We start from the raw sequence: 25484 nt of genomic DNA, 5'->3' as shown, positions 1-25484 counted from the left end.
TGCGCCGGTCACTCGATCACGCGGTGACCGGCGGAGTAGATGTTCATCGATTCGCCGCGTAAGAAGCCGATGATGGCGACGCCCTGTTCGGTTCCCAGGTCCACCGCAAGCGACGACGGGGCCGACACGGCGGCGATGATCGGTATACCGGCCATCACGGCCTTCTGAACGAGCTCGAACGACACCCGGCCGGACAGCATCAGGATGGTGGCCCGCAGTGGCACCATGTCTTGCTGCAGCGCCCACCCGATCACCTTGTCGACCGCGTTGTGCCTGCCGACGTCTTCTCTGGCCACCAGCAGGGCACCGTCGGTTGTGAAGAGTGCGGCCCCGTGGACCCCTCCGGTGGAGCTGAATATCTTCTGCGACTCGCGGAGACGGTCCGGTAACTGCGAAAGGGTCTCGACGTCCACGGTGGCGTCGTCGTCGGCCGGGCGATGATTCGAAGCCAGTCGGACCGCGTCCAGTGAGGCCTTGCCGCACACCCCACAGGATGACGTGGTGAAGAAGTTGCGGGTGGCTGTCGACGGAAGACTGCGATTCCCGCGCAACGTCACATCGAGCACGTTGTAGGTGTTGCGGCCCTCCTCGTCGACCCCGTCGCAGTATCGGATGGTGGCGATGTCGTCGGCGCCCTCGATGATGCCCTCGGTCAACAGGAACCCGTGGGTGAAATCGATGTCTGCTCCCGGCGTTCGCATCGTGACCGACAGGGACTCGCCGGCCACCCGCAGTTCCAGCGGTTCTTCGACGGCCAGTGTGTCCGCGCGGGAGTCGGTACCGCCGGGCCTGATCCGACGGACTCTGGCGCGGGTGCTCATCCGACCCATCAGCGATGCTCCAACCGGACAGTGAGGGCCTTCGACACCGGTGTATTCGATTTGGCCGCAACATGTTCGAGGGGCACGAGCGGATTGGTCTCCGGATAGTAGGCCGCCGCGTTGCCGCGCGGGGTGGGGTAGGCGACGATCCGGAATGCTTCGACGCGCCGTTCTTCGACACCGCCCGAACCCGCGAACTCGGAGACCAGATCAACACTGTCGCCTTCGGTGAACCCGAGTGCGGTGATGTCGGTGGGGTTGAGCAGTACCACCCGGCGATCGCCCTTGATGCCGCGGTAACGATCGTCATGCCCGTAGATCGTGGTGTTGTACTGATCGTGGCTTCGCATGGTCTGCAGGATGACGCGGCCTTCGGGTACGCGCAGCCACGTCAGTGGGTTGGTGGCCAGATTGGCCTTACCGGTTCGGGTCGGGAACGTCCGGGTGTCGCGGGGCGGATGGGGTAGGACAAAACCGTCCGGTTGGCGAACCCGATTGTTGAAGTCCGCGAAACCGGGCACCACCCGCGAGATGTGGTCGCGGACCGTGTCGTAGTCATCTGCCATCGCGGCCCAGGGGACCGGGTGATCGGCACCGAGGGTGGCGCCGGCCACGTCGCAGATGATCGAGACCTCGCTGCGGAGCTGATCACTCGCGGGCGGCAGCGAACCGCGGGACAGATGGACCACCGACATGGAATCCTCCACGGTGACAGCCTGTTTGCGACCATCCCGGACGTCCTTGTCGGTACGGCCGAGCGTGGGCAGGAGCAGTGCGGTGGTTCCCGTCTGTAGGTGCGAGGCGTTGAGTTTGGTGCTCACCTGCACGGTGAGCCGGCAATTCCGCATCGCAGCCGCGGTGGCGTTGGTGTCGGGGGAGGCAGAGACGAAATTGCCGCCCATGGCCATGAAGAACTTGACGTCGCCTGCGGCCATCGCACGAATGGTGTCGACAGTGTCGAAACCGTGTGCGCGGGGCGAGGTGATCGTGAACTCGCGGTCGAGGGCGTCGAGGAACTCGTCGGGCATCTTCTCCCAGACACCCATGGTGCGGTCGCCTTGGACGTTGGAATGTCCACGCACGGGGCACACCCCGGCGCCGGGTTTACCGATCATGCCGCGCAGCAACAGGACATTGGTGAGTTCCTCGATGGTCGCGACGCCGTGAATCTGTTGGGTCAGGCCCATCGCCCAGCAGATGATGGTGCGATCTGAGGTGATCAACCGTTCGGCGGTCGCGCGAATCGTGTCCAGGGTCAATCCTGTTGCGGTGACGATCTCGTCGAGATCGGTCTTCTCGAGTTCGTCGAGGTAGTCCTGCACGCCGAGGCAGTGTTCGTCCAGAAACGCGTGATCGAAAACTGTTCCGGGGGCGTCTTTCTCGGCGTCGAGCAACAGTTTGCCCAGACCCCGGAACAGCGCCATGTCGCCGCCGATCCGGATCTGCAGGAACTCATCGGCCAACGCGGTGCCCTTTCCGAGCACCCCGTTGATCTGCTGAGGATCCTTGAACCGCAACAGACCCGCTTCGGGAAGGGGATTCACCGCGATGATGGTGGCACCGCGCTTCTTTGCCTTCTCCAGAACCGAGAGCATGCGTGGATGATTGGTGCCCGGGTTTTGTCCGGCGATGATGATCAGATCAGCGGCCTCGAGGTCCGGGACGGAGACCGACCCCTTGCCGATGCCGATCGACGAGACCAGTGCACTGCCCGAGGATTCGTGGCACATGTTGGAACAGTCCGGCAGGTTGTTGGTACCGAGTGACCTGGCGAACAGTTGGTAGAGAAACGCGGCCTCGTTGCTCGTGCGGCCGGAGGTGTAGAACGCTGCCTGATCGGGATGCTCCAACGCCTTGAGTTCATCGGCGATCAGTGCGAAGGCCCGCTCCCAGTCGATGGGACGGTAGTGATCGTCGCCGGCGGTCAGCACCATGGGATGAGTGATCCGGCCCTGCTGCGACATCCAGTATTCCGAGCGCTCGCGAAGGTCGGAAACGCTGTGCGCTGCAAAGAAGTCCGGACCGACGGTTCGTTTTGTCGCTTCTTCGGCAACAGCTTTGGCGCCGTTCTCGCAGAACTCCGCATGCTTGCGGTGGTCCGGCGTTTCCGGCCACGCGCAACCGGGACAATCGAAACCGTTGCGTTGATTGAGGCCGACCAGGGTGCGCGCGGTACGGGCGGGACCCATCTGCTTGACCGCACGATTGAGCGCAACTGCAACTGCTGTGACTCCGGCCGCCCACTGCTTGGGCGGATGCTGATCGAGCTCGGCGGGCCCGGGCTCCGGAATCGATTCAGTGTCCATGTAAACCATCTTCCTCTGTCGGCCCGAATCCACCCACAGCAAGGCCCCGCTCGCGTTAACTGTCTGCATGGAGACATCACGAGTGGGCGCAGTGGTCTTGGCAGGCGGCGCATCGAAGCGGATGGGTAGCGACAAGGCGGCATTGGCCTGGAACGGCGAATCCATGCTGGGCCGGGTCACTCGTGTGGTGGCGGAGCGGTGTGATCCGGTCCTGGTGGTGGCCTCGGCCAAGTCGCCGGCGTATCTGGGCCTGGCCGAAGAACATCCCGGCACCGAGCAGATCCGCTGGGTGACCGATGAGAAGCCGGGAGCCGGGCCGCTGGCCGGTCTTGCGCGCGGGCTGGCCGCAGCAGCCGAAGCCGGACGCGACGTGGTGTTCGTGTGTGCCACCGATATGCCGTTGATCTCGGTGGAGATGATCGACGAGTTGCTGCGGGGGCTCTCAGATGCCGACGACGCCGTGATCGCGGTGGACTCACAGCGGGCCCACCCCCTGGCCGGGGTCTACCGCACGCGGGTGGCCGGTACCCTCGCCGAGCTGGTCCAGACCGGGGAACGCCGGATGCTGGCCGCCGTCGACGCGCTGCGTACCCATCGGGTGACCTTGAGTGATCCGGCCTGGTTGACCAACGTGAACGCGCCCGAAGACCTGCATCGGCTCCGCGTCCACTGAGCCCCGATCAGCGTCGGGACCGCTATACCCGACGTGCGCTTTTCTCGCTCGCCGGGCGACTGCCTAGAATTGGCCGGTGACCGAATCGACCGCGCATCCCGACAGCAGCCCCACCGCCCTGCCCAAGGCCTGGGATCCAGGTGCGTACGAGGGCGAGCTCTATCAGGGATGGGTCGACGCCGGATACTTCACCGCCGACCCGACCAGTGAGAAGCCGCCGTTCTCGATCGTGTTGCCACCGCCGAACGTCACGGGGTCGCTGCACATGGGACACGCCCTCGATCACGTGTTGATGGACGCCCTGTGCCGGCGACGCCGCATGCAGGGCTACGAGGTGCTGTGGCTGCCGGGCATGGACCACGCCGGTATCGCCACCCAGAGCCTGGTGGAGCGGCAGCTCACCGCCAAGGGCGAGAACAAGGACGACCTCGGTCGTGAGGAGTTCATCGACCGGGTCTGGACATGGAAGGCCGAGTCCGGCGGCACCATCGGTACGCAGATGCGCAGCCTCGGCGACGGTGTGGACTGGTCGCGCGAACGCTTCACGATGGACGAGGGACTGTCGAAGGCCGTGCAGACCGTCTTCAAGCAGATGTACGACGACGGACTGATCTACCGCGCCGAACGGCTGGTGAACTGGTCGCCCGTCATGAAGACGGCCATCAGCGACATCGAGGTCAAGTACTCCGATGTCGAGGGTGAGCTGGTCAGTTTCCGCTACGGCTCCCTCGACGACAACGAACCCCACATCGTGGTGGCCACCACCCGTCTCGAGACGATGCTCGGTGACACCGCGATCGCCGTGCACCCCGACGACGACCGGTACCGGCACCTGGTCGGCACCGAAATCGACCACCCGTTCGTCGACCGCAAGCTCCCGGTGGTCGCCGACGACTACGTCGATCCCGAGTTCGGCACCGGCGCGGTGAAGATCACCCCCGCCCACGACCCCAACGACTTCGCGATCGGGTCTCGCCACAACCTTCCGATGCCGACGATGATGGACGAATCGGCCCGCGTGGCCGGGACCGGCACCGCGTTCGACGGTCTGGACCGCTACGAAGCCCGCGCCAAGATTCGTGAAGTGCTGGCGGAGCAGGGGCGCATCGTCAAAGAGGTGCGCCCGTACCTGCACAGCGTCGGTCACTCCGAGCGCAGCGGTGAGCCGATCGAGCCGCGCCTGAGCATGCAGTGGTGGGTTCGCGTCGAGACGCTGGCCAAGGCCGCCGGTGATGCGGTCCGCAGTGGCGAGACGGTGATCCACCCGAAATCGCTCGAACCGCGCTGGTTCGCCTGGGTCGACGACATGCACGACTGGTGTATTTCGCGTCAATTGTGGTGGGGACACCGGATTCCGGTCTGGTACGGACCCGACGGCGATATGGTTTGCGTCGGACCCGATGAACAGCCGCCTGCCGGATACGTCCAGGACAACGACGTACTCGACACCTGGTTCTCGTCGGGTTTGTGGCCCTTCTCGACGATGGGCTGGCCCGAGGTCGGCGACGAACTCAAGAAGTTCTATCCCACTTCGGTTTTGGTGACCGGATACGACATCATCTTCTTCTGGGTCGCCCGGATGATGATGTTCGGCACGTATGTGGCCGACGACCTGGGCAAGCAGATCGGCGCCGATGCGCCGGTCCCGTTCCGGAACGTCTTCCTGCACGGGCTGGTGCGCGACGAACACGGCAGCAAGATGTCGAAGTCGAAGGGCAACGGCATCGACCCGCTCGACTGGGTCAAGCAGTACGGCGCCGACGCACTCCGGTTCACGCTGGCCCGCGGCGCCAACCCCGGCGGTGACCTGTCCGTCGGCGACGATCACGCGCAGTCGTCCCGGAACTTCGCCACCAAACTGTTCAACGCCACCAAGTTCGCGCTGATGAACGGCGCTGTGGTCGGTGAACTCCCGGCGCGCGAAGATCTCACCGACACCGATCGCTGGATCCTGGACCGGCTCGAACAGGTGCGCCGCGACGTCGACGCCGGATTCGAAGCCTACGAGTTCTCCAAGGCCTGCGAGGCGCTGTATCACTTCGCGTGGGACGAGTTCTGTGACTGGTATCTCGAGTTGGCCAAGGTGCAGTTCGCGCGTGACGACGAAGCACGTTCGGCCGCAACCAAAGTCGTGCTCGGTACCGTCCTCGACGCACTACTGCGGATGTTGCATCCGGTGATGCCGTTTGTCACCGAGGTGCTGTGGAAGACGCTCACCGGCGGTGAATCCGTGGTGATCGCGCAGTGGCCGACCGATTCGGGTGTTGCGACCGACACCGTTGCGGCAAACCGGGTCACCGATACCCAGAAGCTGATCACCGACATTCGTCGCTTCCGCAGCGACCAGGGTCTCAAACCGTCGCAGAAGGTGGCTGCCGAACTGATCGGCCTCGACCAGGCCGATCTTGCCGGCCAGCGCGACTACATCGACTCGCTCGCCAAGCTGACACCTGCCGACGACGACTTCTCGGCGACCGCGACCATCGAGGTGCGCCTGCGTGCGACCACCGTCACCGTGAAGATCGACACCTCGGGTTCCATCGACGTCGAGGCGGAAAAGCGGCGACTGGCGAAGGACCTTGCCGTCGCCGAGAAAGAACTCGAGACGACCACCAAGAAGCTGGGCAACGAGCAGTTCCTGGCGAAGGCGCCGGACGCCGTGGTTGCCAAGATTCGTGAGCGGCAGCAATTCGCCCGGGATGAGGTCGTCAGGGTCACCGCGAAGATCGAGGCGCTGGGTTCGGGATCGTGACCGAACCACAGAACCCCGACCATCAGGCCCCGACCGCCGATGATCTCGCCGAGCTGTCCGAGGTCGAGGCATTGCTCGACACTCGCTGGCCGGAGACCCGGATCGAACCATCCCTGGACCGGATCTCGGCGTTGATGGATCTGTTGGGTTCGCCCCAGAAGGGCTACCCGTCGATCCACATCGCAGGCACCAACGGCAAGACGTCGGTCTCACGGATCATCGATGCGCTGCTCACCGCACTGCATCGGCGTACCGGCCGGATCACCAGCCCGCACCTGCAACTGGCCACCGAGCGGATCTCTATCGACGGTGTGCCGATCTCGCCGCGGACCTACGTCGACACCTACCGCGAACTCGAGCCGTACATCGACATGATCGACGACCGGTCACTCGCCTCGGACGGCCCCCGGATGAGCAAGTTCGAGGTGCTCACGGCGATGGCGTACACCGCATTCGCCGAAGCGCCGGTCGAGGTTGCCGTGGTGGAGACCGGGATGGGCGGACGATGGGACGCGACCAACGTCATCGACGCCACGGTGTCTGTCATCACGCCGATTGCAATGGACCACAGCGACTTTCTCGGTGACACGCTCACCGCGATCGCCCAGGAGAAGGCCGGCATCATCAAAAAGGCGCCGGATTCGCTGGTGCCCACCGACCCGGTGACGATCCTGGCGGTGCAGACACCCGAGGTCGCCGATGTGCTGTTGCGGGCGGCGGTCGAGGCCGATTCGTTTGTCGCGCGTGAGGGCTCGGAGTTCGCGGTGCTCGAACGGCGCACCGCCGTCGGCGGGCAGTTGTTGACGTTGCAGGGTCTCGGTGGTGAATATCCCGAGGTGTTCCTGCCGCTCCATGGCGCCCATCAGGCGTCGAACGCGGCGCTGGCGCTGGCCGCGGTGGAGGCGTTCTTCGGCGCCGGAGCAGATCGGCAACTCGATATCGAGGCCGTCCGCGCCGGATTCGCCGCTGTCACGAACCCGGGCCGCCTCGAACGCGTGCGCTCGGCGCCGACGGTTTTCCTCGACGCGGCGCACAATCCACACGGGGCGGCAGCGCTGGCGACAGCACTGGAGGAGGAGTTCGATTTCCGGCGCCTCATCGGTGTCGTCAGCGCGATGGCAGACAAGGACGTTGCCGGGTTGCTGCGCGCCTTTGAACCGATTTTCGACGTCATCGTGTTGACGCACAACGGTTCTCCGCGCGCGATGGATCCAGAGCTGCTTGCCGAGGTGGCGATCTCGATCTTCGGCGAAGAGCGGGTCCAGGTCCATGGCTTCCTGCCCGACGCGGTCGAGGCCGCCATCGAACTCGCCGAGGAGAGCCTCGACGACAACGGCACGATGTCAGGAACAGGCGTGGTGATCACCGGTTCGGTGGTGACCGCGGGTGCCGCGCGCACACTTTTCGGTAAGGATCCGGCATGAGCGAGAACGACTCCACCGACTCCCAGGGGTCGGCTCCGCAGCGGTTCACCGCGCCGAGCGTCGATCCGTGGCGCGGCTTTCGTGGCGTGATGGCCGGGACCCTGATCCTCGAGGCCATCGTCGTCGCACTGGCTTTTCCCATCGTGTGGCGGGTCGGTGGGGGACTGACACTGTGGTCGGGTATCTACCTCGGAGTGCTCGCGCTCGCCATGATCCTCGGTTCCGGACTGCAGGGCCGAAGTTGGGCATTGCCGTACAACCTTGCGCTGCAAGCCATCACGATTGCCGGCTGGGCGATTCACTGGTCCATCGGTGTTGTGGGTGTGATATTCGGGATCGTGTGGTTGTACATCGCGTACATCAAACGTGATGTACGGCTGCGGATGGAGCGCGGACAGCTGAACGGCCAGGAACCGATAGACGGCTGAATGTCCGGGTTCCGGGGCCGTCGTTGCCGGACCGTGACCTTGAAAACGGGCATATGGGGTGTTGCCGAGCGGTCGGCGCTGACAAGATCGCCTACACATCGTCAGCTGTCTAATCCGCTCCCTGTGATCGAAAGGTCTGTGCTCTCTATGTCGCGTACCCCGAAGTTCGTCCCTGCCGCATGCGCCACGCTCGGTGCTGTTGCCTGCATCGCCACCGGTTTGGTCGCGGGAACCGGGGCCGCCTCGGCCGAGGCCGGTTCACCGATGCCGGTCGGTGGTGGTCAGTGGGGGTACATCGCCACGCACGCACTCACCGAACGCGCGGCCGACATGAACCTGCCGGAGTTCGTCTCATCGATCCCGGTGCCCGAGGAATACAAGCTCGCGAACCTGGCCATGGCGGCGCGATTCGACATCGCCGTGAACGAGGCGCTGGCCTCACCGGGTGGTTGTGTGCAGGTTGTGGTCGATCCGGCTCCGACCGGCGGCGGCGTCTTCAGCTACGGATTCTTCGCTGTCACCGGCGAGTACTGCCAGCCGTAAGGCGACGCGGGCCTCAGGTTAGGCTTGTTCGGTGACTGAACGCACTCTGGTACTGATCAAGCCCGACGGTGTGAACCGCCAACTTGTTGGCGACATCATCGGCCGAATCGAGCGAAAAGGCCTGTCGCTGGTGGCGATGGAGCTCAAGACCGCAAGCGATGACATCGCTGCGGGCCATTACGCCGAGCACGAGGGCAAGCCCTTCTATCCCTCGTTGCTCGAATTCATCACCTCGGGGCCGCTGGTGGCCGCGGTCCTCGAGGGCCCCCGTGCGATTGCCGCTTTTCGGCAGATCGCCGGCGGTACCGACCCGGTGGAGAAGGCCGTCCCCGGCACGATCCGCGGTGACTTCGCACTGAGCACCCAGTTCAACCTCGTCCACGGTTCGGACTCGCCGGATTCCGCGGAGCGCGAAATCGCACTCTGGTTCCCTGACCTCGGCTGATCGTGCGGCTGTCCTCCGAGTTTGCGACGAACTCGGAGGACTTGGCCGCGGCCTCCGGGTTGTGTGGGATACTGGCAGAGGTTGTCGAGCCCGTCGGGCGCCGACCACCAGATGATCAGATCGAATGCTCGGTCCCCAGGTCGCATGGATTCTCATACGACGTGGCGTGGACATTGTGGCGCTCGAGAAAGTCAATCATCACGCCAGGCATCGCCGGAGGGTGCGGGGAACGTCTCACATCCACCGGGCGAAGCGAGACCTAACAATCCCGGCTGAGGCCGGGTAAATAGCACAGCCCTCGCGTGGCCGCGTTTATCCGCGCCCGGGGGCTTGAGGAGAATACGTGGCCGACACGCAGTCGCCGGACGAACTGAACAACAGCAGTTCGGCGCAAGAGTTTCCGCACAAGATGCGAGTGCATGCACTGGCAAGACTTCTGGGGCTGAGCAGCCGCGAAGTGCTGGTGCACCTGGCCGACATGGGGATTGCAGCCCGCAGCCCCCAGTCGAGCATCGTGCGAAGTACAGCCATAGCTGTTCGCGACAAGATCGCTGCTGATGAAGGCGCCGAACCGGCGGATTCCGATGCAGCGGTCGAAGCCGTGGACGCATCCACCCCGGCACCTGAACCCCAGGCGCCGGCAGCTGAGGTCCCGGTGGCCGAACCCGAGGCCCCGGTCGCCGAACCGGACGCCCCGGTTGTTGAGCCACAGGTCCCGGTCGTCGAACCCGAGGTCGCGGATGTAGAAGCCGAGACCGCTGCCGAACCTGCGCCTCCCGAGGCGCGCGTCCGTGCTCCCCGGGCATCCCGCAAGAAAGCGGCCGAGCCGCTCAATCTGTTCTCGGCAGTCGATGAGGACACTGCACCCGCAGCGGAACGACCCACGTCCGCAGCCGGGCATGCCGGATCCCCGCTGTTCCTGTCCGCAGAACCGGTCGCAGCTGCTCAATCAGAGCAGGATCGGGACGAGTCGGACTCCGATGTCGATTCCGATGACGACGATGGTGATGGTGGCTCACGCCGGCGTCGTCGTGGACGTCGAGGACGTGGCCGCGGGCGCGGCGAAATCGCATCGGCGGATGGAACAGACGAGGACACGGCTGACGCGCACAGCGCGGCCGAGACGGACACACCGGAATCGGATACCGAGACCTCTGACGCCGCCGACTCCGAGGATGAGAAGACCGACTCGGACAAGCCGGAGGTCAAGAGCGGTAACCGCCGTAAGCGCAGCCGGTCGAAGAAGCCGAGGGTCGACGCCGAGACGGATCAGACGCCCACCACCTCCGGTACCGAGAGTTCGGGCACCGACGGTGCCACTGCCGACGACAAGGCCGATTCCGCGCCGGAATCCTCTACAGACGATCTGGATGGCTCTGATGACCGGGCGACCGGGGAGTCGAAGGAGTCGGACTCCGACGACTCGGACGAGTCCGGCGAAGCGGGATCTGCCAACCGTCGTCGTCGCCGCCGTCGCCGTCGCAAGGGTGGCGAAGGTGGCGAGGCCGAGGACACCACCACCGACGATCCGCCGAATACGGTTGTGCACGAGCGTGAACCCCGCAACAAGTCGCGTAACCGCGATGAGGTGCAGGGCATTTCCGGTTCGACGCGGCTCGAGGCCAAGCGTCAGCGTCGCCGCGACGGTCGTGACGCCGGTCGCCGCCGTCCACCGATCCTGAGCGAGTCCGAGTTCCTGGCACGCCGCGAATCGGTTGATCGCGTGATGGTCGTGCGGGAACGTTCCGGCGTCGCAGCAACCGTGACCCACGAGGCACACGGCGACAACTCGTCGTCGGACGCATCGCAGGCGACCCGTGACTACACGCAGGTCGCGGTCCTGGAAGACGGCGTTCTGGTGGAGCACTTCGTGACCACCTCGAACTCGTCGTCGATGGTCGGCAACATCTACCTCGGACGCGTACAGAACGTCCTGCCCGGCATGGAAGCGGCCTTCGTCGACATCGGTCGCGGCCGCAACGGTGTTCTCTATGCCGGCGAGGTCAACTGGGATGCCGCCGGTCTCGATGGTGGTTCGCGAAAGATCGAACAGGCACTTCGGCCGGGTGACCCGGTCCTGGTGCAGGTCAGCAAGGATCCGGTGGGGCACAAGGGTGCACGCCTGACCACTCAGATTTCTCTGGCCGGTCGCTACCTGGTGTACGTGCCCGGTGGCGGTTCGACCGGCATCAGCCGCAAGCTGCCCGACACCGAGCGCAAGCGACTGAAGCAGATCCTCGGCAAGATCGTCCCCGACGACGCCGGCGTGATCATCCGCACCGCGTCCGAGGGTGTCTCGGCCGACGAACTGACGCGCGACATCGAGCGTTTGCAGCAGCAGTGGGAGACCATCAACGCCGCGACGCCCGCAGCGAACAAGTCGAAGTCGACTGCACCCCAGGCCCTGTACGAAGAGCCCGATCTGCTCGTCAAGGTCGTCCGCGACCTGTTCAACGAAGACTTCAAGAAGTTGATCGTCGAGGGCAACAGCGCGTGGAATGAGGTCGAGGGCTATGTCCGCGGCGTCGCGCCGGATCTCCTCGATCGTGTCGAGCGCTTCGACAAGGCGCATGCGGATTCGCCCGACGTCTTCGACGTGTACCGAATCGACGAGCAGCTGGCAAAGGCGTTGGACCGCAAGGTCTGGCTGCCGTCCGGCGGCACGCTGATCATCGAGCACACCGAGGCCATGACGGTGGTGGACGTCAACACCGGCAAGTTCACCGGGTCCGGCGGAAACCTCGAAGAGACCGTCACCCGCAACAACCTCGAAGCTGCCGAGGAGATCGTCCGGCAGATGCGCCTTCGTGACATCGGCGGCATGATCGTCGTCGACTTCATCGACATGGTCCTCGAATCGAATCGCGATCTGGTGCTGCGCAGGCTCACCGAGGCGCTGGGGCGGGATCGCACCCGGCACCAGGTGTCGGAGGTGACGTCGCTCGGTTTGGTGCAGATGACGCGTAAGCGTCTGGGCACCGGACTGCTCGAGGCGTTCTCGACCACGTGCACCTGTTGCAATGGTCGCGGGATCATCGTGCACGCGAACCCGGTTGAGATCTCCGCAGGCGGTGACGACTCGAACCGTGGTGGCAACGATTCGAAGCGCCCGCGTCGAAATCGCCGTGGCGGCAAGCCAGATCAGCCGGCCGCCGCGCAGGTCGTCGAGTCGAAGCCGACTGCCCACAGTCCGGCCGAACATCCGATGTTCCGGGCGATGGCGACCCACACCTCGGACACCGATACCGAAACCCATGACGCGCAAGCCGATTCGGGTGCAGACGACAAGGTGACGGCGTCGGCTGCGGGCGAATCACCGGCGGCCCCGGACACCGCGGTGGTTCCGGAACCACAGACCGAACCGAAGGCTCCGGAAATCGTTGCCCCGGAGGCCGCGAAGAGGGGGCCGAGGCGCGCGCCGAAATCGATTGTTGTCACCGCAGAAACGGTCGATGCGCCCTCGGTGACGGATGTCACGGTTGCCGAAACCTCGGTTCCCGCTCCGACGGTCGACACCACGGCCGCGGAAGGCGACGAGTCTTCGTCGCCTACCGCACAAGCCCCGACCGGGCATACGACGCCACCCAAGCGTCGACGCGCGGTACGGCGCAAGCCTGTAGCTTCTTCGGCTCCACCGCAGCCTGCAGTGGTTGTCGAGGCAGCTCCGGCCGCACCCGTCACCACGTCGGGTCCGGTGGGAGCAACCACAGAACCGGCTGTTGCCGTGCGTCGCAAACCGCGGCGCAGGGCGGCCGGACGACCGGCAGGACCGCCGGTCGAAGATTGAAACACGCTCCGATAGGGGAGCTGGTTTGACCTGGTCGGCCACACTCCCGTAACCTTGCAAAGTCGCCATTCGGCGGACGGATAGCGCTGTGCCCGATGCAGCGCCCGGCCGGATCGGCAACGGGCAAGAGCCCGAATGAACCACGACAGACAGTTAGAGGTAGCTCTCCGATGGCAACGTACGCGATCGTCAAGACCGGCGGTAAGCAGTACAAGGTCGCTGAAGGCGATCTGGTGAAGGTCGAGAAGATTGACAGCAAGCTCGGTGAAACCGTCTCGCTGCCCGTGACGCTTGTCGTCAACGGCGCTGATCTGACCACTGACGCTGACAAGCTGGCGAAGATCTCGGTGACAACCGAGGTCGTCGAGCATGTCAAGGGTCCGAAGATCAAGATCCACAAGTTCAAGAACAAGACCGGCTACCACAAGCGCCAGGGGCACCGTCAGAAGCTGACGGTTCTCAAGGTCACCGGTATCAAGTAAACCCAAGCCCACACACTTCTCAGGAGAACAGTCATGGCACATAAGAAGGGTGCATCCAGTTCGCGCAACGGGCGCGATTCGAATGCCCAGCGACTCGGTGTGAAGCGCTTCGGTGGCCAGCAGGTCAGCGCCGGCGAGATCATCGTTCGTCAGCGCGGCACGCACTTCCACCCCGGCATCAACGTCGGACGTGGCGGCGACGACACTCTGTTCGCTCTCTCTGCAGGTGCGGTCGAGTTCGGTGCCAAGCGCGGCCGCAAGACCGTCAATATCGTTCCGGAGCCTGTGCAGGCCTGATCCGGCGCAGCCAGCTTCACAAAGCTATAGCTCCTAAGGGGCGGGCAGGGTCACTCGATCCGGTCCGCCCCTTAGAAATTTCCTAACTCTCGCAAGGTGAAAAATGTCTAGATTTGTTGACCGCGTGACGATTCACGCGACCGCGGGCAACGGCGGCCACGGCTGCTCCTCTGTTCATCGCGAGAAGTTCAAGCCCCTCGGTGGTCCTGACGGTGGCAACGGTGGCAACGGCGGAGACGTGACCCTGGTGGTCGATTCGCAGGTCCACACGTTGCTCGACTTCCACTTCCACCCGCATGCCAAGGCCGGCAACGGTCGACCCGGCGCCGGTGCCAATCGCGATGGCGCAAAAGGCGAACCGCTGATCTTGCCGGTCCCGGACGGCACGATGGTCCTCGACCCCGACGGCAAGCTCTTGGCCGACCTCGTGGGGGAGGGCACCACTTTTGCGGCGGCCTCCGGTGGACGTGGCGGTCTCGGAAACGCCTCGCTCGCCTCCAAGGCGCGCAAGGCCCCCGGCTTCGCCCTCCTCGGTGAAGAGGGTGAGATCCGCGAGCTGGTTCTCGAACTCAAGTCCGTCGCCGACGTCGGACTGGTCGGCTTCCCGTCGGCAGGTAAATCGTCGCTGGTCTCGGTGCTCTCGGCGGCAAAACCGAAGATCGCCGACTATCCGTTCACGACGCTGCGACCCAATCTTGGTGTGGTCAACAGCGGTTCAGACATCTTCACGATCGCCGACGTCCCGGGGCTGATCCCCGGCGCCTCGGAGGGTCGCGGACTCGGACTCGATTTCCTGCGCCACATCGAGCGTTGCGCGGTACTGGCGCACGTGGTCGACTGTGCAACTCTCGAACCCGGTCGTGACCCGATCACCGACATCGATGTGCTCGAAGCCGAACTCGCCGCTTATCAGCCGGTTCTGCAGTCCGACACCGGTCTCGGCGATCTCGCGAGCAGGCCGCGCGTGGTGATCCTCAACAAGATCGATGTGCCCGACGCCCTTGAACTCGCCGAGTTGATCAAACCTGAACTGGAACAGCGTGGCTGGCCGGTCTTCATGATCTCGGCCGTGACCCACAAGGGCCTCAAAGAACTCACGTACGCACTTGCCGACCAGGTGCGGCAGTACCGGATCGATCACCCGAAGCCGGTTGCCCGACGACCGGTGATCCGCCCGATCGCCACCGACGACAACGGATTCTCGGTGTTCGCCGATCCGGACGAGCCCGGCGGTTTCATCGTCCGTGGTACGCGGCCGGAGCGCTGGATCAAGCAGACGCAGTTCGGGAACGACGAGGCGGTTGGCTACCTCGCCGACCGACTCAGTCGACTCGGTGTGGAGGCGGAACTGGTCAAACAGGGTGCCGAGGCCGGCTGCATCGTCACCATCGGCGACGTCTCGTTCGAATGGGAGCCGCAGGTTGCCGTGGCCGAGGACTTCCCGATGAGTGGTCGTGGGTCTGATATCCGACTCGACCGCCCCGACCGGATCGGAGCCGCCGATCGTAAGATCGCCCGGCGCCTGCGCCGCGGCCTCGAAGTGGAACTCGAGGATCCGGACGAATCGTGACCAGCGTTACCCGGCAACAGATCACCGGTGCCCGCAGTATTGTCGTGAAGATCGGCTCGTCTGCGCTCACCGAGTTGACCACGGGCCTGGACGTCGGTCGGCTCGATGCGCTCGCCGACGCACTCGAAGCGCGGATGCGCGCGGGATCGGACGTCATCGTGGTGTCGTCCGGTGCCATCGGTGCGGGTATAGCGCCGCTGGGTTTGAAGGTTCGGCCGAAAGATCTCGCGACCAAACAGGCGGCGGCCAGTGTTGGCCAGCTCGCGCTGGCGCACGCCTGGAACACCTCCTTCGCCCGTTACGGGCGGACTGTCGGACAGGTGTTGCTGACCGCCCATGACGTCTCGCTGCGCGCTCACCACGCCAATGCGCAACGGACACTTGATCGGTTGCGCTCGCTGGGTGCGGTGGCGATCGTCAACGAGAACGACACCGTCGCAACCAACGAGATCCGATTCGGCGACAACGATCGGCTTGCTGCACTGGTGGCGCACCTGGCCGGGGCTGATGCACTGGTCCTGCTGTCAGATGTCGACGGCCTCTACGACGGTGATCCACGCAAGGGGGATGCCACGTTCATCCCCGAGGTCGGTGGTCCCGAAGATCTCGACGGTGTCATCGCCGGTAGCGGTGGTGCACTCGGTACCGGTGGGATGGCGTCAAAGCTCTCGGCGGCCCGACTGGCCGCCGATGCCGGGCTCCCGGTCTTGTTGGCAGCGGCGGCCGATGCCTCCGCCGCACTGACCGACGCCTCGGTGGGCACGGCATTCGCGCCACGCCCCCAACGCCTTTCGGCTCGCAAGTTCTGGGTTCGGCATGCCGCCGAGGCCACCGGTCGCCTGATCCTCGACGACGGGGCGATTCGCGCTGTCGCCCGGTCGCGGCATTCGTTGCTCGCGGCGGGCATCGTCGCCATCAAGGGGCGCTTCTACAACGGTGACGTGGTTGATCTCGCGGATCAGAACGGACAGACCCGAGCCCGGGGCGTCGTTGCCTACGATGCCGGGGAAGTGGCCAAGATGATCGGGAAATCATCGTCTGACCTACCGGCGGACTTTCGCAGGCCGGTGGTTCACGCCGACGATCTGGTGGCGCTGTAGAGGTTGTCCCGGTCGTTGCTCAACACCTCGAGTACCTGCGAGCAGGAGCCGTCGATCTTGAGTGTGGCAATCTCGTCGCCGCGGGTATGACCGCGGTTGACGATGTAGATGGGCGTGCCGCTGCGCCAGGCCCGCCGGACAAATCGCAGACCACTCATCACCGTCAGCGACGATCCGAGTACCAGCAGCGCGTCTGAATCATCGACCATCGCAAAGCCTTGCTCGACAATGCTTTTCGGCACGCTTTCACCGAAGTAGACGATGTCGGGTTTCAGGATCCCGCCACAGGACGGACAGTCGACCATGATGAAGTCGGCGGTGTCGGCGACCACGACATCGGCATCCGGAGCCACCTCGATGGCGCCCCGGCCACGGATGCGGGTGACGAACCCGGCGTTGTGCGGTTCGAGCAGATCTGCGAGCCGGTGGCGACTCATCACGTGCGCACAGCTCAGGCAACGGACCCGACCGTAACTCCCGTGGAGGTCGAGTACCGCCCGGTTCCCGGCCTTGAGGTGCAGCATGTCCACGTTCTGGGTGATGATCCCGCTGATCCGGCCGTCCCGCTCCAGGGCGGCGAGTGCGCGATGGCCTGCGTTGGGAAGTGCGGCATCCATATGGCGCCAGCCGATGTGATTGCGGGCCCAGTAGTGGCGGCGGAATTGTGGCGAACTCAGGAACATCTCGATGGTCATCGGTGTCCGAGCCGGGGCGTCCGGACTGCGGTAGTCGGGGATACCGGAATCGGTCGACATGCCCGCGCCGGTCAGCACGAGTGCGCGCTTGCCTGCGAGCTGATGGCAGAGTTGTTGCATCCGCGCAGGGAGGTCAGGGTCGGGATCGGTGGGCTCTGCAGGTGCCCACTGCACCGGGCGGGTTCGCACGACGTCCAGGGTACCGGTGAGTGGAGCGGTTCCCTCCGCGGTGCAGAACCAGAGGCCCCAAAACGCAAACTCGGCACCCCAACGCACTGGGGTGCCGAGCTCTTCTTGCGTCGGTCGGCCGACGCGGACACCGAAGCCTCCGGGCAAACTGGTGCATCGCACATGCACCAGACAGCGCTACCCGGCGAGGGCCCGGAGGCCGCGGGTCTGCGCGTGGCCGAACCGCGTCAGGCGCCGACGGCGACCAGCGGGTAGACGCCGTTCTCGTCGTGGGTCTCGTTGCCAACGACGGGCGGGTTGAAGACGCACAACATGCGCATCTGCGTGTCGGCGGTCACGGTATGGCGCTCGTTGCCGTTGAGCAGATACATCGAGCCGGGACCCAGCGGGTACTTCTCGCCGGTCTCGCGGTCGAGAAGTGTTCCCTCGCCCTCCACCAGCCAGACGGCCTCGACATGGTTGGCGTAGTGGAACTCGTTGACCGTTCCGGCTTTGATGGTGGTCTCGTGGAACGAGAACCCGACCAGGTCGCCGCCGAGGACGATGCGCTTGGAGCGCCAGTTGCCGTTGTCGGCGGTGATGTCACGGTCGGTGTCGGTGATCTCCTGCGTCGTGCGCACGATCATTCGAAAACCTTTCTGTTGCAGGGTTATTCGTCAGAGCTCAGGAATAGAGAACTTAGGAATAGAGAACTCAGGAATAGAGGATGTCTGCGGTCGCCTGGGCGAGGATTGCCAGACCCTGATCGAGCTCGGCGTTGGTGATCGTCAGCGGCGGCAGCAGTTTGACAACCTGATCGGACGGGCCCGCGGTTTCGACGAGCAGGCCACGGTCGTAGGCGAGAGCGCACACCTTGGCGGCCTTGTCGGCATCGTCGAACACCAGACCCTGGACCATGCCGCGGCCACGGGTGCTGATGCCCTTGTGCGTGCTGCACAGCGAGATGAACGCATCACGGATCCGTTCGCCCTTGGCGAGGGTCTCCTTCTCGAAGGTGTCGTCGGACCAGTAGTGCTCGATGGCCTTCGTGGCGGTGACAAACGCGGGGTTGTTGCCGCGGAAGGTGCCGTTGTGCTCACCGGGCGCCCACACGTCGAGGTGGGGCTTGAACAGTGTCAGGGCCATCGGCAGCCCGTAGCCGCCGATCGACTTCGACAGCGTGACGATGTCGGGCACGATTCCGGCCTCCTCGAACGAGAAGAACGCTCCGGTGCGGCCGCAACCCATCTGGACGTCGTCGACGATCAGCAGGATCTCGCGACGCTTACAGAGGTCGGACAAGGCCCGGAGCCATTCCGGGCGGGCGACATTGACGCCACCCTCACCCTGCACGGTTTCGACGATGACCGCGGCCGGACGGTTGAGTCCGCTGCCCGAGTCGTCCAGGACGCGCTCGAACCAGCTGAAGTCCTCGACCACGCCATCGAAGTAGTTGTCGAAGGGCATCGGAGTGGCGTGTACCAGCGGGATGCCGGCTCCGGCGCGCTTCATGGAGTTGCCCGTAACGGAGAGGGCCCCGAGGGTCATGCCATGAAAAGCATTGGTGAAGTTGATGATTGAAGTTCGGCCGGTGACCTTGCGGGCGAGCTTCAGTGCACTCTCGACGGCGTTCGTTCCGGTGGGACCGGGGAACTGAACCTTGTAGTCGAGTCCACGGGGGAGCAGGATCTTGTCTTGAAATGCCTGCAGGAACTCACCTTTGGCCGTGGTCGACATGTCCAGCCCGTGGGTGATGCCGTCGTTCTCGATGTATTCGAGCAGGGCGGCCTTCAGCAGCGGATTGTTGTGACCGTAGTTCAAAGCTCCTGCGCCGCCGAAGAAATCGAGGTACTGATTGCCGTCACGGTCGGTGACCCAAACGCCCTTGGCGCTTGTGAAGACCGCGGGCCATGCGCGGCTGTAGCTGCGGACCTCGGACTCACGGGTCTCGAAGATGTTGGCCGAAAAGGTCTCTTGCATTGAGGCAGTCATATTTCCTCCGATGGGTGCGAAAAGTGCCCGTTTCTCACCTGAACGTGTCAGGGAGTACAGGTCGGTTTCGAACTGAGCTGGGAGTGCTGGCTGAACTGGCGGGCGGGTCGATCCCGGCTTCCGCCTTGGTGTGCGGCGATTGCTACGCCGTGGTTCGCCCTTGTCGGGCGGGGTGGATGGAGCGGTGGCCGATCAGCGTCGCGGTGCGACGATGTACAGGTCCTCTTGCTCGTGATTGTCCGGAAAATCGTTGGCCGAGAACAGATCTTCGCGTCGGATGCTCATCTCACGTCGATCGGCCAGACCTTGGAACAATGCCTGCGAGGCTGTGTTGTCTGGACTGATGGTGGTGTGCAGTGTCGTGATTCCGCGCGGTTCGAGTCGATCCATCAACTGGGCCAACATCTTTCCGGCCAATCCGAGTCCCCTCTGGTCGGCGTCGACGGCAACTTGCCACACCATCACGACGTCGGGCAGTTCAGGGCGGAGATAGCCTGTCACGAAACCGACGATTTCACCGTCGACTTCGGCGACCACTGATGTCTGGGCGAAATCCTGACACCATAAAACGTAGGCGTAACTCGAGTTCAAATCGAGAACTTTTGAGTCACGGGCGATTTCCCAGAGCCGGACTCCGTCAGAAATCTTTGGTGAACGAAAGGCCACCGCGTCCGGCGCGGCAGTTAGGGTAGCGCTGATCTGAGTTGGGCTCATATCGAATTTGAAGTTAACAAGGCGTCACATCGATGTCACCCACCTAGCGAAATTGGTACGAAAAGCACCCTACAAACGCCTGATCACCCCCTGTTTGTGAGGTGCCTCACAAAATCTTGTCTTCGTAAACTGTTTGCGCTGCATCCCCGATTGTCTGGTTCTGCTGTTTGGACAGGACAATGGACGCCATGACCCGCATAATCGCCGGCTCTGCCCGGGGCCGACGCCTGACGGTTCCAGCCGCAGGCACCCGCCCGACGACCGACCAGGTACGTGAGTCGGTTTTCAATATTCTGACCAATCGGATCGACTTTTCCGGGCTCGTGGTCCTCGACCTCTTTGCCGGATCCGGCGCACTGGGCCTCGAAGCGCTCTCCCGCGGAGCCGAGTCGGCGGTTCTTGTCGAATCCGACGCCAGGGCGGCCAAGGTGATCGGTGCGAACATCGCGTCCTCGGGCCTGTCCGGTGCCCGCCTCGTCCGCAGGCGCGTGGCCGACTACCTGCGTGCCGGTGCGCCGGTGGCAGACCTGGTGTTCGCCGACCCTCCCTATGACCTGCCCGACGAGCAAGTCGCCGAGATGCTCACCCTGTTGGCAGCGGGCCCGCTGGCCGCGGGCGGTCTGGTGGTGCTCGAACGGTCGGTGCGCAGTGCGGACACGGACTGGCCAGAGCCTTTCGGGGATACCGAGGTCCGCAAGTACGGGGAGACCCGGATCGACATGGCCGAACTCGGTTGAATGGACGTGCCCCGGGGGCTGCTAACTTTGCTGTCATGTCCGGAGCCGTCTGTCCAGGATCGTTCGACCCCGTCACCTCGGGGCATCTGTATGTCTTCGAGCGTGCTGCGGCCCGATTCGACGAATTGGTCATCACTGTGACGATCAACCCGAACAAGCAGGGCCTGTTCAGTGTTGATGAACGACTCGAGTTGCTGCGGAAGGTGACCTCTCATCTGCCGAACGTCCGCATCGAGAGTTGGCAGGGATTGCTCGTCGATCATGTTCGCGAGCAGGGGTTCGACACCATCGTGAAGGGGCTACGCGGTGCCGCGGACTTCGAATACGAACTGCCGATGGCACAGATGAATCGTGACCTCACCGGCGTCGAGACCGTGTTCATGCTCACGGACCCTCGCCTCGCACATGTGTCGAGCTCGCTGGTGAAGGAAGTGGCGAAACTGGGTGGGTCGGTGCGCGAGTTCCTGCCACCGGTGGTGCACGAACAGCTACTCGCAAAGTTGTCCTCCAGTCGCTGAGATCTCTGCGACCGTCGTTCGTCGTCGTGGTGATTGTCGACCGGTCGGAGGTTTCCGCAGGCATTCGGCCTACTCTGGACCCGACACACCGGCCCGGGTTGCGTCGTCACAGCCGCAACATTGGGCACACTAGTCACAGAAATAACACAAAACCACCGATCGCAACACGATGAGCACGTGCCAACCGGGCACGACCGTCAGGGTTTGCGGCGAGGAGTGAGGTAGCTGTGTACCGGGTATTCGAAGCGCTGGACGAGTTGGGTGCGATCGTCGAAGAAGCACGCAGTGTTCCGATGACGGCGGGTTGCGTTGTTCCTCGGGGCGACGTGTTGGAACTGCTCGACGATGTGAAGGACGCCATTCCCGGCGATCTCGACGACGCGCAGGACGTGCTCGATCAGCGCGACAAACTGCTGGGTGATGCGCGTCTGCACGCCGACACCATGGTCGGGGAGGCCACCGCCGAAGCGGATTCGTCGCTGGCGCATGCGCGTGCGGAAGCGGACCGGATTCTGGCCGAGGCGAAGTCTCATGCCGACCGCATGGTTGCCGAGGCGCAGTCGCATTCCGGCCAGATGCTGGCCGATGCCACCGCTGAGTCCGAGCGTCTGGCCGCTGCCGCGAGCCGTGAGTACGAATCGGTGACCGGACGGGCGCATGCCGAGGCCGAGCGGATGATCGAGTCCGGCAACGCCAACTACGAACGTTCCGTCGCCGAGGGCATCGCCGAACAGCAGCGACTGGTCTCCGAGACCGAGGTCGTGCAGGCGGCCCGCTCCGAATCCGAGCGGATCATCGACGCGGCGCATGCCGAGTCCGATCGTCTTCGCGGCGAGTGTGATGTCTACGTCGACAACAAGCTGGCCGAGTTCGAGGAATTGCTGACCGGCACGATCCGCTCGGTGAATCGTGGGCGCCAGCAACTACGCACCGGTGCCGGCGTGCACGACTACGCCGAGCATGTCCGCCGCGGCGATTTCGGTACCGGAATGGCCGTCTGAACCAGCGCATGTACCGGATGTGAATCCCGGTTGTGTCGGGATTGTCGAATGCGGCGCTCCGAGGCGTATCGTGGTTCCTTGTGTCACAGCGCGAAGGCAGTTCAATACGTCAAGCCCATCCCGTAGATGGCCCGTTCTCCCTGGACATCCGCAGTTTGGGTAGACGGGCCGGTTCGATGCGGGAGGTTCACCGGGCCATCACCGATGGGCCGCGCATCGGTCTGGATATGATCGCCATCCCGGCAGGCAGTGATGTGGATCTCGACCTCCGCCTGGAGGCCGTCTCCGAGGGTGTTCTGGTCACCGGCTGCGTGAGCGGCGAGACCGAAGGTCAGTGTGTCCGTTGTCTGGAGCCCATCTCCGGCACGGTGGGCGTTTACCTGACAGAGCTGTACGTCTATCCCGACAGTGCCACTGACGCGACGACGGACGCCGACGAGATGCATCGCATCGTCGACGACAAGATCGATCTGGAACAGGCGATCATCGACGCGGTTGCGCTCGACCTGCCCGGGACCCCGGTGTGTAGCGAGGACTGCCAGGGTCTGTGTCCCGAATGTGGCGTGCGGCTCGCGGTGACCGAAGCCGGTCATCGCCACGACAAGATCGACCCACGCTGGGCCGGCCTGGCATCAAAGTTTGCCGAGGATCCAGAGTCGAAACCGTGACAGAAACCGTCGGGTCAGGTGTGAGTGCTTCGGCTGATCATGGGGATCTGCTGGCGGCCGTGAACGTTTCGTTGTCCGACGAGATGTTGGAACTGGCTCTGACGCATCGGTCCTATGCGTACGAACACGGTCGTCTCCCGACCAACGAGCGCCTCGAGTTCCTCGGGGACTCGGTGCTCGGTGTTGTTGTCACAGAACACCTTTACCGCACCCATCCCGATCGTGCCGAAGGTGAACTCGCAAAAATCCGTGCCAGCGTGGTCAACATGCATGCACTCGCCGACGTCGCGCGCGGTCTGGGTCCGGGCGGTCTGGGCGCCCACCTTCGCCTCGGCAAGGGTGAAGAGATGACCGGCGGCCGCGACAAGGCGAGCATCCTGGCAGACGGCATGGAGGCGCTGATCGGTGCCATCCACCTCGAATTGGGTTTGGAAACCGCCCGCACCATCGTGCTGGCGCTCTTCTCGTCGGCACTGAACCGGTCGGCAGCACTGGGGGCCGGTCTCGACTGGAAGACCTCGTTGCAGGAACTCACGGCCGAAAAGGCTCTCGGGGTGCCGGTGTACCAGATCACGTCCACCGGTCCGGACCACTGCAAGGAGTTCACCGCGACGGTTCTCGTCGGCGGTGAACCATTCGGTTCCGGGGTCGGGAAAACCAAGAAAGAAGCCGAACAGCTGGCCGCATCGACTGCCTGGAAAGCGATTTCCGGGACAGGAGAAGATGCCTGAACTGCCCGAGGTCGAGGTGGTACGCCGCGGCCTCGCCGATCACGTTGTCGGCCGCCGGATCACCTCGGTGGAGGTCCTGCATCCGCGTGCGGTTCGCAGACACCTCGGCGGCGCACTCGATCTGAGCGGAATGCTCGCCGGTGCAACCGTGACCGGCGCACGCCGACGCGGAAAATATCTGTGGCTGGAAGCCGATCCCCTCGGCAGCGCAGATCCGTTGGCGGTTGTCGTCCACCTCGGGATGAGTGGGCAGATGCTGGTTCAGCCTGCCGGTGCCGTCGATGAGATCCACTTGCGGATCAGGGCGACGCTCGACAACGGAACCGAACTGCGATTCGTCGATCAGCGCACATTCGGTGGCTGGATGGTCGACGATCTGATCGCCGCCCCGACGATCGGCGAGCCCACTCTCGGGCCTTCATCGATCGCGCACATCGCGCCGGATCCCTTTGCTGCAGAATATGATCCCGATGCCGTGGTCCGGGTGCTCAAACGTAAGCACACCGAGATCAAGAGAGCGATACTTGATCAGACCGTCGTGTCGGGCGTTGGCAACATCTATGCCGATGAAGCCCTGTGGCGCAGTCGGGTTCACGGCCTGCGGCTCACGGACAAACTCACCGCAAAGGTGTTGCGGTCGGTATTGGACAATGCCGCAGAGGTGATGGCGCAAGCACTCGAACAGGGTGGGACATCGTTTGATGCCCTCTACGTGAACGTCAATGGGCAGTCCGGCTACTTCGAACGGTCCCTCAACGCGTATGGGCGGGAAGGCCAACCCTGCCGCCGGTGTGGTGCGATCATGCGTCGCGAGCAATTCATGAACCGCAGTTCGTTCAGTTGTCCTCGCTGCCAGATCCGACCCCGGGGCTAGCCCGTTCCGGTTGGGGATGAGCGCAGCGGGCATGATCAGGGCATGACCCTCGACCTGACACCGGATGAATTGCTCACCACCACCAGGACCGTCCGCAAGCGGCTCGACCTGACCCGGCCGGTACCGCTGGAGCTGATCAAGGAATGTATCGAGATCGCGCTGCAGGCCCCGTCGGGGTCGAACCGGCAGGGCTGGCAGTGGCTGGTCATCACCGATCCTGAGATCCGGGCCACGCTGGGCCGGATCTACGGCGAGCTCGTGGACGAGTACCTGGACTCCGAGCATTCGGCGGCCAAACTCTTCGCCGACGACCCCGAGCGGGCCACCGTGCAGCACCGGATCGGCGGAAGTGTCGCCTGGCTCGGCGAACACATGGGGGAGGTGCCGGTACTCGTCATTCCCTGCATCAAAGCCGGAAAGACCTTGCCTGCGGGCAACCAGGCCGGACTGTGGGGGTCCCTGTTGCCGGGCGTGTGGAGTTTCGCGCTGGCGGCGCGGGCCCGCGGTCTCGGAACCGCTTGGACCACTCTGCATTTGCAGCGTGAAGCCGAGATCGCCGAGTTGTTGGGGATCCCGGCCGGATATCACCAGGCTGCGCTGATCCCGACTGCCTACTTCACCGGTGAGACCTTCAAACCGGCGCCGCGAGAGCCACTCGAGAACGTTCTGCACATCGATCGTTGGTGAAACCGCGGATTATTCTGGGCGACCCGCCCGTGCCATTGTGGGCGACCCGCCCGTGCCATTCTGGGCGACCC

General features: G+C 64.2%; 24 protein-coding genes. 18 read left to right on the top strand and 6 right to left on the bottom strand.

What is annotated here, in order from left to right:
* Positions 1-8: 8 nt before the first annotated feature.
* Both fdhD and AC56PL_RS18670 read right to left on the bottom strand, forming a co-directional pair.
* Positions 9-830 (bottom strand): formate dehydrogenase accessory sulfurtransferase FdhD, encoded by an 822-nt coding sequence (gene fdhD / locus AC56PL_RS18675; protein WP_495516811.1) that lies wholly within the window; start codon positions 828-830, stop codon positions 9-11.
* A complete protein-coding gene (locus AC56PL_RS18670) occupies positions 830-3127 on the bottom strand; it encodes an FdhF/YdeP family oxidoreductase (RefSeq protein WP_495516810.1) in 2298 nt (765 codons plus the stop codon). Before AC56PL_RS18670 ends, fdhD begins: the two co-directional genes overlap by 1 nt.
* Before the next feature lie 67 nt (positions 3128-3194).
* On the opposite strand from AC56PL_RS18670, the gene mobA reads away from it, so the two are divergent.
* From mobA to proB, 11 genes are all read left to right on the top strand, one after another.
* Entirely contained in the window at positions 3195-3800 is a 606-nt protein-coding gene (gene mobA, locus AC56PL_RS18665) for an NTP transferase domain-containing protein (RefSeq protein WP_495516809.1), read from the top strand.
* Between the two features lie 76 nt (positions 3801-3876).
* The gene (locus AC56PL_RS18660) at positions 3877-6552 is read left to right on the top strand and encodes a valine--tRNA ligase (RefSeq protein WP_497154704.1); all 2676 of its coding nucleotides are present in this window, start codon (positions 3877-3879) and stop codon (positions 6550-6552) included.
* Entirely contained in the window at positions 6549-7976 is a 1428-nt protein-coding gene (gene folC / locus AC56PL_RS18655) for a bifunctional tetrahydrofolate synthase/dihydrofolate synthase (protein ID WP_495516807.1), read from the top strand. The genes AC56PL_RS18660 and folC overlap by 4 nt, the downstream gene beginning before the upstream one ends.
* Positions 7973-8404, top strand: a complete 432-nt coding sequence (locus tag AC56PL_RS18650; RefSeq protein WP_495516806.1) for a DUF4233 domain-containing protein — start codon at positions 7973-7975, stop codon at positions 8402-8404. Before folC ends, AC56PL_RS18650 begins: the two co-directional genes overlap by 4 nt.
* 147 nt (positions 8405-8551) lie before the next feature.
* On the top strand, positions 8552-8947 hold the full coding sequence (locus tag AC56PL_RS18645) for a hypothetical protein (protein WP_495516805.1): 396 nt from the start codon (positions 8552-8554) through the stop codon (positions 8945-8947).
* A gap of 31 nt (positions 8948-8978) precedes the next feature.
* A complete protein-coding gene (gene ndk / locus AC56PL_RS18640) occupies positions 8979-9392 on the top strand; it encodes a nucleoside-diphosphate kinase (RefSeq protein WP_495516804.1) in 414 nt (137 codons plus the stop codon).
* Positions 9393-9735: 343 nt separating this feature from the next.
* Entirely contained in the window at positions 9736-13179 is a 3444-nt protein-coding gene (locus AC56PL_RS18635; protein ID WP_497154703.1) for a translation initiation factor IF-2 N-terminal domain-containing protein, read from the top strand.
* Between the two features lie 170 nt (positions 13180-13349).
* The gene (gene rplU, locus AC56PL_RS18630) at positions 13350-13661 is read left to right on the top strand and encodes a 50S ribosomal protein L21 (RefSeq protein ID WP_482138947.1); all 312 of its coding nucleotides are present in this window, start codon (positions 13350-13352) and stop codon (positions 13659-13661) included.
* A 33-nt stretch (positions 13662-13694) separates the two neighbouring features.
* On the top strand, positions 13695-13958 hold the full coding sequence (gene rpmA / locus AC56PL_RS18625; RefSeq protein WP_028463135.1) for a 50S ribosomal protein L27: 264 nt from the start codon (positions 13695-13697) through the stop codon (positions 13956-13958).
* Positions 13959-14061: 103 nt separating this feature from the next.
* On the top strand, positions 14062-15528 hold the full coding sequence (obgE, locus tag AC56PL_RS18620) for a GTPase ObgE (protein WP_495516802.1): 1467 nt from the start codon (positions 14062-14064) through the stop codon (positions 15526-15528).
* Positions 15522-16628, top strand: a complete 1107-nt coding sequence (gene proB / locus AC56PL_RS18615) for a glutamate 5-kinase (protein WP_497154848.1) — start codon at positions 15522-15524, stop codon at positions 16626-16628. Before obgE ends, proB begins: the two co-directional genes overlap by 7 nt.
* Here proB and AC56PL_RS18610 read toward each other — a convergent pair.
* The 4 genes from AC56PL_RS18610 to ectA form a co-directional block, all read right to left on the bottom strand.
* Positions 16601-17512 carry a Sir2 family NAD-dependent protein deacetylase gene (locus AC56PL_RS18610; protein WP_495516801.1) on the bottom strand — a complete coding sequence of 304 codons (912 nt, stop codon included), beginning with the start codon at positions 17510-17512 and terminating at the stop codon, positions 16601-16603. The two genes, proB and AC56PL_RS18610, sit on opposite strands and share 28 nt — an antisense overlap.
* 227 nt (positions 17513-17739) lie before the next feature.
* Positions 17740-18138: an ectoine synthase gene (locus tag AC56PL_RS18605; protein ID WP_495516800.1), complete on the bottom strand. Its 399-nt coding sequence runs from the start codon at positions 18136-18138 to the stop codon at positions 17740-17742.
* Positions 18139-18205: 67 nt separating this feature from the next.
* A complete protein-coding gene (gene ectB, locus AC56PL_RS18600; protein WP_495516799.1) occupies positions 18206-19483 on the bottom strand; it encodes a diaminobutyrate--2-oxoglutarate transaminase in 1278 nt (425 codons plus the stop codon).
* Positions 19484-19675: 192 nt separating this feature from the next.
* Entirely contained in the window at positions 19676-20197 is a 522-nt protein-coding gene (gene ectA, locus AC56PL_RS18595; RefSeq protein WP_495516798.1) for a diaminobutyrate acetyltransferase, read from the bottom strand.
* 188 nt (positions 20198-20385) lie between these two features.
* Between ectA and rsmD the strand changes: the two genes are divergently transcribed.
* From rsmD to AC56PL_RS18560, 7 genes are all read left to right on the top strand, one after another.
* Positions 20386-20934, top strand: coding sequence for a 16S rRNA (guanine(966)-N(2))-methyltransferase RsmD (gene rsmD, locus AC56PL_RS18590; RefSeq protein WP_497154702.1), 549 nt, complete (start codon positions 20386-20388; stop codon positions 20932-20934).
* 35 nt (positions 20935-20969) lie between these two features.
* Positions 20970-21452, top strand: a complete 483-nt coding sequence (coaD, locus tag AC56PL_RS18585) for a pantetheine-phosphate adenylyltransferase (RefSeq protein ID WP_495516796.1) — start codon at positions 20970-20972, stop codon at positions 21450-21452.
* Between the two features lie 227 nt (positions 21453-21679).
* Positions 21680-22453, top strand: coding sequence for a DivIVA domain-containing protein (locus tag AC56PL_RS18580; protein WP_495516795.1), 774 nt, complete (start codon positions 21680-21682; stop codon positions 22451-22453).
* Between the two features lie 176 nt (positions 22454-22629).
* Positions 22630-23121: a YceD family protein gene (locus tag AC56PL_RS18575; protein ID WP_495516794.1), complete on the top strand. Its 492-nt coding sequence runs from the start codon at positions 22630-22632 to the stop codon at positions 23119-23121.
* A complete protein-coding gene (gene rnc, locus AC56PL_RS18570) occupies positions 23118-23852 on the top strand; it encodes a ribonuclease III (RefSeq protein WP_497154701.1) in 735 nt (244 codons plus the stop codon). Before AC56PL_RS18575 ends, rnc begins: the two co-directional genes overlap by 4 nt.
* Positions 23845-24726, top strand: coding sequence for a bifunctional DNA-formamidopyrimidine glycosylase/DNA-(apurinic or apyrimidinic site) lyase (gene mutM, locus AC56PL_RS18565; RefSeq protein WP_497154700.1), 882 nt, complete (start codon positions 23845-23847; stop codon positions 24724-24726). The genes rnc and mutM overlap by 8 nt, the downstream gene beginning before the upstream one ends.
* A 42-nt stretch (positions 24727-24768) precedes the next feature.
* Positions 24769-25413, top strand: a complete 645-nt coding sequence (locus AC56PL_RS18560; protein WP_495516791.1) for a nitroreductase family protein — start codon at positions 24769-24771, stop codon at positions 25411-25413.
* Positions 25414-25484: the final 71 nt, after the last annotated feature.

The organism is Williamsia sp. Y721 (genome assembly GCF_059683565.1).
This window is presented reverse-complemented; position numbering and strand designations above follow the sequence as displayed.

Excerpts from the sequence above, each read along its gene's own strand:
- fdhD (WP_495516811.1), bottom strand. The coding sequence starts at position 830 with ATGGGTCGGATGAGCACCCGCGCCAGAGTCCGTCGGATCAGGCCCGGC.
- AC56PL_RS18670 (WP_495516810.1), bottom strand. The coding sequence starts at position 3,127 with ATGGACACTGAATCGATTCCGGAGCCCGGGCCCGCCGAGCTCGATCAG.
- mobA (WP_495516809.1), top strand. The coding sequence starts at position 3,195 with ATGGAGACATCACGAGTGGGCGCAGTGGTCTTGGCAGGCGGCGCATCG.
- AC56PL_RS18650 (WP_495516806.1), top strand. The coding sequence starts at position 7,973 with ATGAGCGAGAACGACTCCACCGACTCCCAGGGGTCGGCTCCGCAGCGG.
- AC56PL_RS18645 (WP_495516805.1), top strand. The coding sequence starts at position 8,552 with ATGTCGCGTACCCCGAAGTTCGTCCCTGCCGCATGCGCCACGCTCGGT.
- rplU (WP_482138947.1), top strand. The coding sequence starts at position 13,350 with ATGGCAACGTACGCGATCGTCAAGACCGGCGGTAAGCAGTACAAGGTC.
- rpmA (WP_028463135.1), top strand. The coding sequence starts at position 13,695 with ATGGCACATAAGAAGGGTGCATCCAGTTCGCGCAACGGGCGCGATTCG.
- obgE (WP_495516802.1), top strand. The coding sequence starts at position 14,062 with ATGTCTAGATTTGTTGACCGCGTGACGATTCACGCGACCGCGGGCAAC.
- AC56PL_RS18605 (WP_495516800.1), bottom strand. The coding sequence starts at position 18,138 with ATGATCGTGCGCACGACGCAGGAGATCACCGACACCGACCGTGACATC.
- ectB (WP_495516799.1), bottom strand. The coding sequence starts at position 19,483 with ATGACTGCCTCAATGCAAGAGACCTTTTCGGCCAACATCTTCGAGACC.
- ectA (WP_495516798.1), bottom strand. The coding sequence starts at position 20,197 with ATGAGCCCAACTCAGATCAGCGCTACCCTAACTGCCGCGCCGGACGCG.
- rsmD (WP_497154702.1), top strand. The coding sequence starts at position 20,386 with ATGACCCGCATAATCGCCGGCTCTGCCCGGGGCCGACGCCTGACGGTT.
- coaD (WP_495516796.1), top strand. The coding sequence starts at position 20,970 with ATGTCCGGAGCCGTCTGTCCAGGATCGTTCGACCCCGTCACCTCGGGG.
- AC56PL_RS18575 (WP_495516794.1), top strand. The coding sequence starts at position 22,630 with ATGCGGGAGGTTCACCGGGCCATCACCGATGGGCCGCGCATCGGTCTG.
- mutM (WP_497154700.1), top strand. The coding sequence starts at position 23,845 with ATGCCTGAACTGCCCGAGGTCGAGGTGGTACGCCGCGGCCTCGCCGAT.
- AC56PL_RS18560 (WP_495516791.1), top strand. The coding sequence starts at position 24,769 with ATGACCCTCGACCTGACACCGGATGAATTGCTCACCACCACCAGGACC.